Origin of the sequence: Pseudomonas sp. 8O, from assembly GCF_902506495.1 — a bacterium.
Classification (GTDB): Bacteria; Pseudomonadota; Gammaproteobacteria; order Pseudomonadales; family Pseudomonadaceae; genus Aquipseudomonas; species Aquipseudomonas chaetocerotis.
Genome location: NZ_LR733265.1, coordinates 915,459 through 928,625 on the forward strand (window position 1 = coordinate 915,459; position 13,167 = coordinate 928,625).

The 13,167-nt window shown below is 61.0% G+C and carries 13 protein-coding genes; 3 read left to right on the plus strand and 10 right to left on the minus strand.

Going from position 1 to position 13,167, the window contains the following annotated elements; translation table 11 throughout:
• Positions 1 to 2: 2 nt before the first annotated feature.
• The 3 genes from recX to GV002_RS17725 all read right to left on the minus strand — a co-directional run bounded on the left by recX (position 3) and on the right by GV002_RS17725 (position 2,107).
• The gene (recX, locus tag GV002_RS17715; protein ID WP_003462014.1) at positions 3 to 464 is read right to left on the minus strand and encodes a recombination regulator RecX; all 462 of its coding nucleotides are present in this window, start codon (positions 462 to 464) and stop codon (positions 3 to 5) included.
• Positions 465 to 475: 11 nt separating this feature from the next.
• A complete protein-coding gene (recA, locus tag GV002_RS17720) occupies positions 476 to 1,519 on the minus strand; it encodes a recombinase RecA (protein WP_160019618.1) in 1,044 nt (347 codons plus the stop codon).
• 87 nt (positions 1,520 to 1,606) lie between these two features.
• On the minus strand, positions 1,607 to 2,107 hold the full coding sequence (locus GV002_RS17725) for a CinA family protein (protein WP_160019619.1): 501 nt from the start codon (positions 2,105 to 2,107) through the stop codon (positions 1,607 to 1,609).
• 110 nt (positions 2,108 to 2,217) lie between these two features.
• On the opposite strand from GV002_RS17725, the gene GV002_RS24475 reads away from it, so the two are divergent.
• From GV002_RS24475 to fdxA, 3 genes are all read left to right on the plus strand, one after another.
• A complete protein-coding gene (locus GV002_RS24475) occupies positions 2,218 to 3,522 on the plus strand; it encodes a methyl-accepting chemotaxis protein (protein ID WP_160019620.1) in 1,305 nt (434 codons plus the stop codon).
• 91 nt (positions 3,523 to 3,613) lie between these two features.
• Positions 3,614 to 6,181 (plus strand): DNA mismatch repair protein MutS, encoded by a 2,568-nt coding sequence (mutS, locus tag GV002_RS17735; protein WP_160019621.1) that lies wholly within the window; start codon positions 3,614 to 3,616, stop codon positions 6,179 to 6,181.
• 139 nt (positions 6,182 to 6,320) lie between these two features.
• Positions 6,321 to 6,644, plus strand: a complete 324-nt coding sequence (gene fdxA, locus GV002_RS17740; RefSeq protein ID WP_017678218.1) for a ferredoxin FdxA — start codon at positions 6,321 to 6,323, stop codon at positions 6,642 to 6,644.
• Positions 6,645 to 7,101: 457 nt separating this feature from the next.
• Here fdxA and rpoS read toward each other — a convergent pair whose 3' ends face one another.
• The 7 genes from rpoS to ispF all read right to left on the minus strand — a co-directional run bounded on the left by rpoS (position 7,102) and on the right by ispF (position 13,044).
• Complete coding sequence (gene rpoS / locus GV002_RS17745) at positions 7,102 to 8,109, minus strand: RNA polymerase sigma factor RpoS (RefSeq protein ID WP_004424060.1); 1,008 nt, start codon at positions 8,107 to 8,109, stop codon at positions 7,102 to 7,104.
• A 101-nt stretch (positions 8,110 to 8,210) separates the two neighbouring features.
• Positions 8,211 to 9,089, minus strand: coding sequence for a peptidoglycan DD-metalloendopeptidase family protein (locus GV002_RS17750; RefSeq protein ID WP_178094723.1), 879 nt, complete (start codon positions 9,087 to 9,089; stop codon positions 8,211 to 8,213).
• 48 nt (positions 9,090 to 9,137) lie between these two features.
• Entirely contained in the window at positions 9,138 to 10,076 is a 939-nt protein-coding gene (locus tag GV002_RS17755) for a DUF368 domain-containing protein (protein ID WP_160019622.1), read from the minus strand.
• Between the two features lie 25 nt (positions 10,077 to 10,101).
• Positions 10,102 to 10,737, minus strand: a complete 636-nt coding sequence (locus GV002_RS17760; RefSeq protein ID WP_178094763.1) for a protein-L-isoaspartate(D-aspartate) O-methyltransferase — start codon at positions 10,735 to 10,737, stop codon at positions 10,102 to 10,104.
• A gap of 38 nt (positions 10,738 to 10,775) precedes the next feature.
• A complete protein-coding gene (surE, locus tag GV002_RS17765; protein ID WP_160019624.1) occupies positions 10,776 to 11,525 on the minus strand; it encodes a 5'/3'-nucleotidase SurE in 750 nt (249 codons plus the stop codon).
• Positions 11,513 to 12,571 carry a tRNA pseudouridine(13) synthase TruD gene (truD, locus tag GV002_RS17770; RefSeq protein WP_160020198.1) on the minus strand — a complete coding sequence of 353 codons (1,059 nt, stop codon included), beginning with the start codon at positions 12,569 to 12,571 and terminating at the stop codon, positions 11,513 to 11,515. Before truD ends, surE begins: the two co-directional genes overlap by 13 nt.
• The gene (gene ispF, locus GV002_RS17775) at positions 12,571 to 13,044 is read right to left on the minus strand and encodes a 2-C-methyl-D-erythritol 2,4-cyclodiphosphate synthase (protein ID WP_160019625.1); all 474 of its coding nucleotides are present in this window, start codon (positions 13,042 to 13,044) and stop codon (positions 12,571 to 12,573) included. Before ispF ends, truD begins: the two co-directional genes overlap by 1 nt.
• Positions 13,045 to 13,167 lie beyond the last annotated feature (123 nt).

The following is a 13,167-nucleotide window of genomic DNA, read 5'->3' on the forward strand; positions in this document are numbered from 1 at the left end:
AGCTATTCGTCGCAACCGCGCAACAGTCGCCCAATCATATCCAGCGAATAACCACGATAGGCCAGGAACCGGCCTTGTTGAGCACGCTCACGAGCGTCCCCCGGAAGGCGACCGGCAAACTTGCGCTGCCAGGTTTCACGCAACTGCTCGAACCAGTCGATCCCACTCTCACGCAACGCCTGATCGACATCGCCACGCGCGAGTCCACGCTGGCCAAGCTCCTCGCGAATACGCAGCGGACCGTAACCAGCACGCGCCCGATAAGCGACGAAGCTTTCCAGATAGCGGGCCTCGGACAACAAGCCCTCCTCTGACAGCCGCTGCAAGGCGGTGTCGATCATGTCTTCGGGGGCGCCACGTTTGCGCAACTTGCGCGTAAGCTCGACACGCCCATGCTCACGTCGCGCCAGCAGATCCATGGCCGCCCGCCTGACGGCGAGCGGATTATCCAGTACGACGGTCATGCTCTGACGACTTAGAAGTCGACTTCAGCATCAGCCAGATCGGCAGCCGGAGCCTTGGCAGGAGCGCTGCTGACCAGCAGTTTCTCGCGAATCAGGCCTTCGATCTCGCGCGCCACTTCCTGGTTCTCTTCGAGATACTTAGCCGCATTGGCCTTGCCCTGACCGATCTTGTTGCCCTTGTAGCTGTACCAGGCACCCGATTTCTCGACCAGGCCCTGCTGCACGCCGAGATCGATGATCTCGCCATTACGGTAGATGCCCTTGCCATAGAGGATCTGGAACTCGGCCTGACGGAACGGTGGAGCGACCTTGTTCTTGACGACCTTCACGCGGGTTTCGCTACCCACGACCTCTTCGCCTTCCTTCACCGCGCCAGTACGACGGATATCCAGACGAACCGAGGCATAGAACTTCAGTGCGTTACCACCTGTGGTGGTTTCCGGGCTACCGAACATCACGCCGATCTTCATACGAATCTGGTTGATGAAGATCACCAGGCAGTTGGCATTCTTGATATTACCGGTGATCTTGCGCAGCGCCTGGCTCATCAGACGCGCCTGCAGGCCAACGTGCATGTCACCCATCTCGCCTTCGATTTCCGCCTTGGGCACCAAGGCCGCCACGGAGTCGACGATGATCACATCGATGGCATTGGAGCGCACCAGCATGTCGGTGATTTCCAGTGCCTGCTCACCGGTGTCCGGCTGCGATACCAGCAGGTCATCGACGTTGACGCCGAGCTTGCCGGCATAATCCGGATCCAGCGCATGTTCGGCATCGACGAAGGCACAGGTAGCGCCAAGCTTCTGCGCCTCGGCGATCACCGACAGGGTCAGCGTGGTCTTACCAGAGGATTCCGGGCCGTAGATTTCAACAATACGGCCCTTTGGCAAACCGCCGATGCCCAGCGCGATATCCAGCCCCAGCGAACCGGTGGATATGGCCGGAATGGCCTGACGCTCATGGTCGCCCATGCGCATGACCGCACCCTTGCCGAACTGCTTCTCGATCTGACCCAGGGCAGCCGCCAAAGCGCGCTTCTTGTTCTCGTCCATTACCATCCTCACGTATTAACAAGGGCCTCGAGGGCCGCCAACAACTGTATAAGTAGCCAGTATTATTCCACAGGGCAAGTCGCCCGCCTACCCCACAAGCGGATTTTCCTCCGCCAACAGGCGCAGAAGCCCCACCAGAGCGGCCTCGACCGTTTGTCGGCGCACCTCATCGCGGTTACCAGCGAACTGCTTGCGCACACTGAAAAGACACTCGCCATCGCCCCAGGCCAACCAGACGGTACCGACCGGTTTCTCCACGGAGCCACCGCCCGGCCCCGCCACCCCACTAACAGCCACGGCATAGCGCGCCCCGCTATTGGCCTGAGCGCCACGCACCATCGCTTCGACCACCTCCTGGCTAACGGCGCCCACACTGGCGAAAAAGTCGGAACATACGGCCAACTGCTTGGTTTTCTGGGCGTTGGAGTACGTCACATAGCCAGCCTCGAACCAGGCTGAACTGCCGGGGATACGAGTGATCGCCTCGGCGATACCGCCGCCTGTACAAGACTCTGCAGTGGTGACCTGGGCAGCTTGCGCCTGCAATGCTGCACCCAGTTGTTCGGCCAGTTGGCTGATTCTGTCCATATCCACTCCTCGCTCATCGAACGGCAAACCCTACACAGCTTGCCTGCCAGTGGAAACGGCAAAGTTCGTCTACTGTTATCACGGGCTAGGGTGCAATAGGAGGCACTGCGATGTGGCTTTCACGGAACAAGGAACACAAGGACACGCAGGATCAGGGAGCGGCAGAGCTACAGGCCATTCGCCAATCGATGGCGATGATCGAGTTCACCCCGGACGGCATCATCCTCGACGCCAACCCAGCCTTTCTCGGTGTAGTGAATTACCGCTTGGAAGAGCTCGTCGGCAAGCACCATCGTCTGTTCTGCTCCCGCAACCTGAGCGAGAGCCTCGCCTATCAACAGTTCTGGCAGCGCCTGCGCCAAGGCGAACACTTCAGTGATCGCTTTCCAAGGCTGACGCAAGACGGCAAGGAGGTCTGGCTGGAAGCGACCTACATGCCAATCCGGGATGATCAGGGCTCGGTGACCAAGGTAATGAAGATCGCCACCGACATCACCCGCCAGGTAGCGGCCGAACATATGCACGAGAGCTACATCAAGGCGATCGACCGCTCCATGGCGGTGATAGAGTTCAACCTCGAGGGTGAGGTAGTGAATGCCAACCAGAACTTCCTCGATCTGATGGGCTATCGAAGCGACGAGGTGATCGGCCAGCATCACCGACTCTTCTGCCTGGCTGAGGACAGCCGCAGCGATGACTACCGTCAGTTCTGGGCTCGCTTGAACAAAGGCGAGTTCATGTCCGATCGTTTTCGCCGTGTGACCAAACAAGGCCAGCAGGTCTGGCTGCGTGCCACCTACAACCCCCTTTACGACGCCAACGGCCGTGTCTATGGCGTAGTGAAATTCGCCAGCGACATCACCGCCCAGGTCGAGCGCCGCGACTCGGAGGCTGCCGCTGCCCAGTTGGCTCATGACATCGCCAAGGAGACCGACGTTTCCGCTGATCACGGCACGCGCACAGTGGCCCAGACCGTCGCGGTGGTCGCCGATATTGCCAGCGAACTGGCTCATGCGGCCGAACAGATAGAAGGCCTTAACAAGCAATCCGAGCAGATAACCAGCATCGTCCAGGTGATCCGCAGTATCGCCGACCAGACCAATCTGCTGGCACTCAATGCAGCCATCGAAGCGGCACGTGCCGGCGAACAGGGTCGCGGCTTCGCCGTGGTGGCCGATGAAGTGCGTCAACTGGCCTCGCGAACCAGCCAGGCCACCCAGGAGATCAACGGCGTCGTTCAGCAGAACCAGAACCTCACACGCAACGCAGTGGCCAGCATGGCAACCACGCGAGAGCGTGCACGTACTGGCGTAGAACTGGCCAACCAGGCCGGCGAAGTGATCCGCGAGATACGCAGCGAGTCGCAACGTGTGGTCGAGGCGGTGGCCCAGTTCTCGGTGACCTTCACCGACTGAAGGGGAATTGCGTCAGATTCGCAGCCCACGTGAGGGACGAAGTATGGGAAAATTCCCGGCTTCGTCACACCCATCGCACGTAAGGCCCGGCATGACCGATCTCTCCGCTCACACCCCGATGATGCAGCAGTACTGGAAGCTGAAGAACCAGCACCCGGATCAGTTGATGTTCTATCGCATGGGCGACTTCTACGAGATTTTCTACGAAGACGCGAAGAAGGCAGCCAAGCTGCTCGACATCACCCTGACCGCACGCGGCCAGTCGGCCGGCCAATCGATTCCCATGTGCGGCATTCCTTTCCATTCGCTCGAAGGCTACCTGGCCAAGCTGGTCAAGCTCGGCGAATCGGTGGTGATCTGCGAACAGATCGGCGACCCGGCCACCAGCAAGGGTCCGGTGGAGCGTCAGGTGGTGCGTATCATCACCCCCGGCACCATCAGCGACGAAGCCCTGCTCGATGAGCACCGCGACAACCTGCTTGCTGCAGTCCTGGGTGATGAGCGCCTGTTCGGCCTGGCCGTGCTGGATATCACCAGCGGTCGCTTCAGCGTGCAGGAGATCAAGGGCTGGGAAAACCTGCTGGCCGAACTGGAGCGCCTCAGCCCCGCCGAACTGCTGATCCCGGACGACTGGCCGCAGGGCCTGCCCGCCGAGAAGCGCAAGGGCTCGCGCCGCCGCGCCCCCTGGGATTTCGACCGCGACAGCGCCTTCAAGAGCCTGTGCCAGCAATTCAGCACCCAGGATCTGAAAGGCTTCGGCTGCGAGAACCTGACCCTGGCCATCGGCGCCGCCGGCTGCCTGCTCAGCTATGCCAAGGAAACCCAGCGCACCGCCCTGCCCCACCTGCGCAGCCTGCGTCACGAGCGCCTGGACGACACGGTGATCCTCGATGGCGCCAGCCGCCGCAACCTGGAGCTGGACATCAACCTCGCCGGCGGCCGCGACAACACCCTGCAATCGGTGATGGATCGCTGCCAGACCGCCATGGCCAGCCGCCTGCTGGGCCGTTGGTTGAACCGTCCGCTGCGTGATCGCGCGGTGCTGGAGGCGCGCCAGGACGCCATCGCCCGCCTGCTCGATGGCTATCGCTTCGAAACGCTGCAGCCGCAGCTCAAGGAAATCGGCGACCTGGAGCGCATCCTCGCCCGTATCGGCCTGCGCAACGCCCGTCCACGCGACCTCGCCCGCCTGCGCGACGCCCTGGCTGCGCTCCCCGAGCTGCAGTTGGCGATGACCACACTGGACACCCCACATCTGCAACAACTGGCCAGCAGTATCGCCACCTACCCGGAACTGGCCGACCTGCTGGCCCGCGCCATCATCGACAACCCGCCGGCGGTGATCCGCGACGGTGGTGTACTGAAGACCGGCTATGACGCAGAGTTGGACGAGCTGCAGGCTATGAGCGAGAACGCCGGACAGTTCCTCATGGATCTGGAAGCTCGGGAGAAGGAACGCACCGGCCTGGCCAACCTCAAGGTCGGCTACAACCGCGTGCACGGCTACTTCATCGAGCTGCCGACCAAACAGGCCGAGTCGGCGCCGGCTGACTATATCCGCCGCCAGACGCTCAAAGGTGCCGAGCGCTTCATCACCCCGGAGCTGAAGGAGTTCGAAGACAAGGCGCTGTCGGCCAAGAGCCGCGCCCTGGCACGGGAAAAGATGCTTTACGACGAGCTGCTCGAGCACCTGATCGGCCATCTGGCGCCGCTGCAGGACAGTGCCGCAGCCCTCGCCGAACTGGACGTGCTGAGCAACCTGGCAGAGCGCGCGCTGAATCTCGACCTGAACCGCCCACGCTTCGTCGACGAGCCGTGCATGCGCATCGACCAGGGCCGTCACCCGGTGGTCGAGCAGGTACTGACCACGCCCTTCGTGGCCAATGACCTGGATCTCGACGACAACCGGCGCATGCTGATCATCACCGGGCCGAACATGGGCGGTAAATCCACCTACATGCGCCAGACCGCACTGATCGTGCTGCTGGCCCATATCGGCAGCTTCGTCCCGGCCGCGGCCTGCGAGCTGTCGCTGGTCGACCGCATTTTCACTCGTATCGGCTCCTCGGACGACCTGGCCGGCGGCCGCTCGACCTTCATGGTAGAGATGAGCGAAACCGCCAACATCCTGCATAACGCCAGCGAGCGCAGCCTGGTGCTGATGGACGAAGTCGGACGCGGCACAAGTACCTTCGACGGCCTGTCGCTGGCCTGGTCGGCAGCCGAGCACCTGGCCAGCCTGCGCGCCTTCACCCTGTTCGCCACCCACTATTTCGAGCTGACCGTGCTGCCGGAAAGCGAGCCGGTGGTGGCCAACGTGCACCTCTCGGCCACCGAACACAACGAGCGCATCGTCTTCCTCCACCACGTTCAGCCAGGCCCCGCGAGCCAGAGCTACGGCCTGGCCGTGGCGCAACTGGCCGGCGTACCGGGCACAGTGATCAGTCGTGCGCGCGAGCACCTGGCGCGCCTGGAAGCCACCAGCCTGCCGCACGACCTGCCACGCCAGGAACCCGGCCAGCCGCAAGCGCCGATGCAGAGCGACCTGTTCGCCAGCGCGCCACACCCGCTACTGGAACAATTACACAAGATCAATCCGGATGATCTGACTCCGCGTAAGGCGCTAGAGCTGTTATATACATGGAAGACGCAGATCTAACGCTCAATACAACAAACTGCTAGAATCGCGCGCAATTTTACGACCGCCCGGTTTACAGCCTGAGCCGCGGCCACATACAGAGCGCCTGGCAGCCCTTCACAGAAAGGGCCCAGGCCGCCGCCCGAGGAGAGAATCAGACATGACCTTCGTCGTCACCGACAACTGCATCAAGTGCAAATACACCGACTGTGTGGAAGTCTGCCCGGTGGACTGCTTCTACGAAGGCCCGAACTTCCTGGTCATTCACCCGGACGAGTGCATTGATTGCGCCCTGTGCGAGCCGGAGTGCCCAGCGCAAGCGATCTTCTCGGAAGACGAGGTACCGGAAGATCAGCAGGAGTTCATCGAGCTGAACGCCGATCTGGCCGAAGTATGGCCGAACATCACCGAGAAGAAAGAGGCGCTGCCGGATGCCGAAGAGTGGGATGGTGTAAAGGACAAGCTGCAGCATCTGGAGCGCTGAGTTCGCCCAGAAACACGAAGACCCGCCAAGTGCGGGTCTTTTACTTTCAGAGCCGATGTCGTGACTGGCAACGCCCAACAGGGTTGCCGCCAAAAATGGCGGGCAAAAAAAGGGGCGGCTTGCGCCGCCCACTTTTATTCCCTTATCCCTTTGTTTCCCAACTCATCGTCCTGATGAATCGCTTCTTGCGATGTTCCTGATCGTCATCCTGATGATCTGTGCTTGTCCCTGTGCACGAGTGTGATATTAGCCGTTCCAGGCACCTGCACAACCCGGCCAACATTCATCCCGTCTGCTCGAATAATTTATAAGATCCTTAAAAAACAATTACTTATAAGCTAATCCGGTATTAATCCAGACTTTTCAGCACAAACACTGACAGCACCTGTAAGCGATGACTTACATGGACGCGAATAAAAAACCCGGCCGGAGCCGGGTTCGTGATCGAAGCGAAGCCTCACTGGAACAAGGCGTCGCTGGACAAGCCGTTCTTCTCCAGGATTTCCCGCAAACGCTTGAGCGCCTCGACCTGAATCTGCCGCACCCGCTCGCGAGTCAGACCGATTTCCTGTCCCACTTCTTCCAGGGTACAGCTTTCATGGCCGCGCAGACCGAAGCGGCGCACCACGACTTCCCGTTGTTTGTCGGTCAGATCGGAAAGCCACTGATCGATGCTTTGCGACAGATCATCGTCCTGCAACAGCTCGCAAGGATCGGTCGGGCGATCATCGGTCAGGGTATCGAGCAGGGTCTTGTCCGAGTCCGGACCGAGCGAGACGTCCACCGAGGACACTCGTTCGTTGAGGCCGAGCATGCGCTTGACCTCGCCCACCGGTTTTTCCAGCAGGTTGGCAATTTCTTCCGCAGAAGGCTCATGGTCGAGCTTCTGGGTCAGTTCACGAGCCGCACGCAGGTAGACGTTGAGCTCCTTGACCACATGAATGGGCAAACGGATGGTTCGCGTCTGGTTCATGATGGCGCGTTCGATGGTCTGGCGGATCCACCAGGTTGCATAGGTCGAAAAACGGAACCCCCGCTCCGGGTCGAATTTTTCCACGGCGCGAATCAAGCCGAGGTTACCCTCCTCGATCAGATCGAGCAGAGAGAGACCACGATTGACGTAACGCCGGGCGATCTTCACGACCAGGCGCAGGTTGCTCTCGATCATGCGCTTGCGCCCGGCAGGATCACCCTTCTGCGCCAGACGCGCGAAGTGCACTTCCTCTTCGGGAGTGAGCAAGGGAGAGAAACCAATTTCGTTGAGATAGAGCTGAGTGGCGTCTAGCGCCCGGGTGTAGTCGATGTATTTGTGCTGCTTGGAGGGGGTGGCGTTCTTGGCCTTGGTACGTGCGACCGGTGCTTCCACCTCATCGCCCTGAACCTCGCCGAAAACGATGCCTGGCTCCATGAGGAGCAGTTCATCGTCGACGTCAAACTCCGGCGCTTCTTTTTTTATGAGAGCCATTGTTGTTGTCCCTAGCTGAGTTCGACAACAGACTCTGGCGGAACCGTCCTGGCCACACCTGAGCCCGTCCCTCCTACGTGATGGAACGGGTCAGCGACGGATCAACGACGTGGCAGATATTGCAGCGGATCGACAGGTTTACCTTGGCGGCGAATCTCGAAGTGCAGCTTCACCCGGTCGGCCCCTGTGGAACCCATTTCGGCAATACTTTGCCCGGCTTTGACCTGCTGCCCCTCCCGTACCAACAACCTGCGGTTATGACCGTAAGCACTTACGTAGGTATCGCTGTGCTTGATGATGATCAACTCGCCGTAGCCCCGCAAACCACTCCCGGCGTACACCACTGACCCATCAGACGCAGCTAAAACAGGCTGTCCTAATTGCCCTGCGATATCAATGCCTTTATTCAAACTACCGTTTGAGGAAAAACGACTGATCACTGCACCCTCGGTTGGCCAGGACCAGCCACTGGCAGAACGAGTCACGGGGGTAACTGGCGTAGTCGCTGGCGTGTTGGCTACAGGCGGGCGGGCAGGCTGAGTGGCAGGTGGCGCAGTCACGGCAACCGGTGGACGACTGGGCACTGGCCGGGTGACAACGGGCGAGGTGGCTGGAGACGGTTTCGAAACGACTGGCTGACTGTTGCCTAACGGGCGGTTGTCGAAACGGATCGTCTGACCCACGCGGATCAGATAAGGATCGCGCAAGCCGTTATGAGCAGCGAGTGCCTTCCAATCCCAGCCGAAACGAAAGGCAATCGAATAGAGCGTATCGCCACGCTGCACCACATAGTGACCGTTGCGCACAGGCTGACGCAGCACCACCGGAGCACGCCCCTGGTTCTGCCCACGATCAACCACCTGCACGCCGCCAGGAGGCGAGCTGACGCAACCGACCAACGCGGAGACAGCAAGCATCGCGAGCGGCAGACGAACGGCTGCAGCTACGCGGACTAGCACGTGAAGGACGGTCCAACTCACCCAACTGCTCCCTGAATGATTCCGAGTACGGCGCCTATTGTGCCGTATTTATTCTGTGCGACCAGCATCGACCGGCCGACGACTTGCCAGCCACTCCAGACCCAGCACCAGGACGATACCGCCGATTGCCAGTAGCACGGCGAGCAACAGCTGGGGGTCCTGACCACTGATTTCGGCAAAATGTCCCGGCAGCAGATTGTTCTCCAGTAGCGGGACCTGCTCGCCCTTGCTGTCGATACGCCAGCTCAAGGTTTCTTTCCAGGGCCAGACCTTGTTCAGCGAACCCAGCATCAGACCGACCAGAAACGCCAGGCTCATATCACGCCAGCGTGACAGCAGCCAGCTGAGCAAGCGAGCGAAACTGAGGATGCCAATCAGGCAGCCGCTGGCGAATACTGCCAGGACCTGCATGTCGAGGTCCTTCACCGCACCCAGCACCACCGAATAGAGGCCGAGCAAAAGCAGGATGAAGCTACCCGAGATACCCGGCAGGATCATCGCGCAGATGGCGATGGAACCGGCCAGGAACAGGGTTGGCAGATCACTGCCCCACTGCATCGGGGCGGCAACGGTGATCCAGTAAGCGAAGGCCAGGCCAAGCATAAAGCTCACTGCCCTGCTCCAGTTCCAGCGCTGGATCTCTCGCCCGACCAGATAGGTGGATACCAGAATCAGGCCGAAGAAGAACGACCATACCGGAATCGGATGGTGCTCAAGCAGATAGGTGATCAGCCGCGCGAGTGTGAGGATGCTGGTCAGGATGCCGCACAGCAGCACCAGCAGGAATGTCGCGTTGGCCATCTGCCAGGCGTCCTTGATGCGGCCCCGCAGCAGCAGCAGGAACGCTTCGGGAATACTGGCGATGGAGCGCAGCAGCTCGTCATAGATGCCACTGATAAAAGCGATGGTGCCGCCGGAAACGCCGGGCACGACATCAGCAGCGCCCATCGCCAAGCCCTTGGCATAGAGCAGAAAATATTTCTTCATGGATCCTTCCGCTGCGAAAAAACGATCAAGCCAGCGGCCCGTTGAGTAGCGGCACAAACCGCACCGCATCAAGCACGTGACGGGAAAAACCATCCTCTTCACGCACGATCAACAGCAGCTGTTGCACATCGCCACTGCCGACCGGAATGACCAGGCGTCCACCTGGAGCCATTTGATCGAGCAAGGCCTGCGGCACTTGCGCGGCGGCGGCGGTGACGATGATGCCGTTGTACGGACCGAGCGCGTTCCAACCTTCCCAGCCATCACCCCAGCGAAAGACCACGTTGCGCAGCTTGAGTTCGGCCAGACGCTCCTTGGCGCGGTCCTGCAGCACCTGAATGCGTTCCACCGAGAATACCCGCTCGACCAGTTGCGCCAGTACGGCGGTCTGGTAACCGGAACCAGTGCCAATCTCCAGCACCTTGTCCAGCGGGCCGGCAGCCAGCAACAGCTCGGTCATGCGCCCAACCATATAGGGCTGGGAGATGGTCTGGTTATGACCGATGGGTAGTGCAGTGTCTTCATAGGCGCGATGCGCCAGGGCCTCGTCGACGAACAGATGGCGCGGCGTACGGCGGATCACTTCCAGTACCTGCGCATTGGACAACCCCTCCTCGTAGAGGCGCTGGATCAATCGTTCGCGGGTGCGCTGCGAGGTCATGCCGATCCCGCTGCGCTGCATCTCGTCCTGTCCACGCATCAGAAGATGCCCTCCAGCCAGCCATCCATAGATTCGAGGGCCTCATTGAACGTGCGATCGAGCCGTAGCGGCGTGATCGATACATAACCTTGCATCACGGCATGAAAATCGGTGCCCTGACTGCCGTCCTCGACATCACCGGCGGCAGCGATCCAGTAACCTTCCTTGCCACGCGGATTGACCACCTTGACCGGAGCAGCCGCGCGCGCACGATGACCGAGACGGGTCAGCTGCACGCCACGGATATGCTCCAGTGGCAGATTGGGCACATTGACGTTGAGCACCGTGCGCGGTGGCAAATCCAGGGTCGCATGTGCCTCGACCAGCTTGCGCGCGAAATAGGCAGCGGTAGACAGGTTATCGGGCAGGCGCGAAAGCAGCGAGAAAGCGAACGCCGGCTTGTTCAGGAAGCGGCCTTCCAGCGCTGCGGCGACGGTGCCGGAATAGAGTACGTCATCCCCCAGGTTGGCACCCAGGTTGATGCCGGAGACGACCATATCCGGCGTTTGCTCGAGCAGACCATTGAGGCCCAGGTGCACACAGTCGGTCGGCGTGCCATTGAGACTGATGTAGCCATTGGCCAAGGCCATGGGATGCAGCGGACGGTCGAGCGTCAGCGCACTGCTGGCACCGCTCTTGTCTTCGGCAGGCGCGATCACCACGCAATCGGCATAGTCAGCCAGCGCTTGGTGCAACGCAGCGATACCGGGCGCGTTCACCCCGTCGTCGTTGGAAATCAGAATTCGCATGGAGTATCCGTCTGCCCTGCTGGCACCAGATCGAGCAATTCGCGCACCACCACGGTGGCGAAACACCCGGCCGGCAGGACGAATGCAAGTTGCAGAATATCGGGTTCGGGATAATGCCATGACAGGCCGCCAATGGGGAGGCGCAGAATTCGCCGTTCGTGCGCCATGTCCGCCTTGATCAGCCATTGCACCAGTTGCGCAGCGTCATCGGCCACGCTTTGCTCGAGCTGCTGGGTAGCGCCGCTGGTCGGCAGAGCGCCATCGCCCCAAAGCGGACCGGTGGGATGCAGATCGAGAATGGCCAGGCGCGGGTCAACGCACTCGGCCTCACCGGCCATGAAGAAACTGCGGCTGGCGGTGAAGGCCAGCAAGTCACCAATCTGTGCCTGGTTCCAGGTGCCAGCAGCGACGCGCTTGGCCAGCACCTGATTGAACAGATAGCTGCGCACCGAGGACAGCAGGCGCGAACGCAGGTTGCGCTGCACCGGTAGCTCCAGGCGCGCGGCAAAATCACGGGCCTGTTCGACATTGCCGCCATCGAAGCCGAAGCGTTGCAAACCGAAATAATTGGGCACGCCTTGCGCAGCGATACGCTGCAGGCGCTGCTCCAGTGCATCGCGGTTCGCCTCCAGAGCAGTCAGGCGCAAGGTGAAACCATTGGCGGCATGGGCACCACGCTGCAATTTTCGGTTGTGCCGCTGGCTGCGCAGGATGACCAGATCATCGCCCTGCGCGGCCGCCAGATCGGGATCGGCCTTGCCCGGCAGGTGCAGGCTGAACCACTGGCGGGTCAGCGCCTGACGATCCTTGAGGCCCGCATAACTGACCGCCTTGAGCGGGAGGCCGGCAGCACGGGCGATACGCCGGGCGGCCTCTTCGGTATTCAGGCCGCGCTTTTCCACCCATAGCCAGAGGTGCTCGCCCTGACCAGTGAGCGGGATGTCGAGTACCTCGTCGACCTGAAAGTCCTCGGCCGTGGCCTTGAGTACCGCGCGCCCGCAGGCCTCGCCGTGGGCACGCGGCCCGAGCAGTTGCAGCTCGTTCATCATGCCTTGACCAGCAAGGACACGGCGTGCACCGCGATACCTTCCTCACGCCCGGTGAAACCTAGCTTCTCGGTGGTGGTGGCTTTGACGTTGACCTGATCCAGCTCGATGCCCAGATCCTCGGCGATGCGCTCGCGCATGCTGTGGATGTGCGGCGCCATCTTCGGCGCCTGGGCGATGATGGTGGCATCGACGTTACCCACCGCGTAGCCCTTGGCACGCACCAGCCCCATCACATGGCGCAGCAGCGCGCGGCTGTCAGCGCCCTTGAAGGTCGGATCGGTATCGGGGAAGTGCTTGCCGATATCGCCCAGCGCCACGGCGCCAAGCAGCGCATCACTCAAGGCGTGCAGCAGCACGTCACCGTCGGAATGAGCGACAAGACCGAATTTATGGGGAATCCGTACGCCGCCGAGGGTGATGAAATCGCCTTCGCCGAAGCGGTGTACGTCATAGCCATGACCGATACGCATAAAGAACAACGCCCTGAAAAAGTCAGGGCGTGATTCTAACCGCATTGCCCGTAGCCCGGATGAAATCCGGGAAATTCGCACCCCGGATTTCATCCGGGCTACGCCGGCTGCCGCTGCAGAGTG

Coding starts and splice junctions, on each gene's coding strand:
- recX (WP_003462014.1), bottom strand. CDS start 464: ATGACCGTCGTACTGGATAATCCGCTCGCCGTCAGGCGGGCGGCCATG.
- recA (WP_160019618.1), bottom strand. CDS start 1,519: ATGGACGAGAACAAGAAGCGCGCTTTGGCGGCTGCCCTGGGTCAGATC.
- GV002_RS17725 (WP_160019619.1), bottom strand. CDS start 2,107: ATGGACAGAATCAGCCAACTGGCCGAACAACTGGGTGCAGCATTGCAG.
- GV002_RS24475 (WP_160019620.1), top strand. CDS start 2,218: ATGTGGCTTTCACGGAACAAGGAACACAAGGACACGCAGGATCAGGGA.
- mutS (WP_160019621.1), top strand. CDS start 3,614: ATGACCGATCTCTCCGCTCACACCCCGATGATGCAGCAGTACTGGAAG.
- fdxA (WP_017678218.1), top strand. CDS start 6,321: ATGACCTTCGTCGTCACCGACAACTGCATCAAGTGCAAATACACCGAC.
- rpoS (WP_004424060.1), bottom strand. CDS start 8,109: ATGGCTCTCATAAAAAAAGAAGCGCCGGAGTTTGACGTCGACGATGAA.
- GV002_RS17755 (WP_160019622.1), bottom strand. CDS start 10,076: ATGAAGAAATATTTTCTGCTCTATGCCAAGGGCTTGGCGATGGGCGCT.
- GV002_RS17760 (WP_178094763.1), bottom strand. CDS start 10,737: ATGACCTCGCAGCGCACCCGCGAACGATTGATCCAGCGCCTCTACGAG.
- surE (WP_160019624.1), bottom strand. CDS start 11,525: ATGCGAATTCTGATTTCCAACGACGACGGGGTGAACGCGCCCGGTATC.
- truD (WP_160020198.1), bottom strand. CDS start 12,571: ATGAACGAGCTGCAACTGCTCGGGCCGCGTGCCCACGGCGAGGCCTGC.
- ispF (WP_160019625.1), bottom strand. CDS start 13,044: ATGCGTATCGGTCATGGCTATGACGTACACCGCTTCGGCGAAGGCGAT.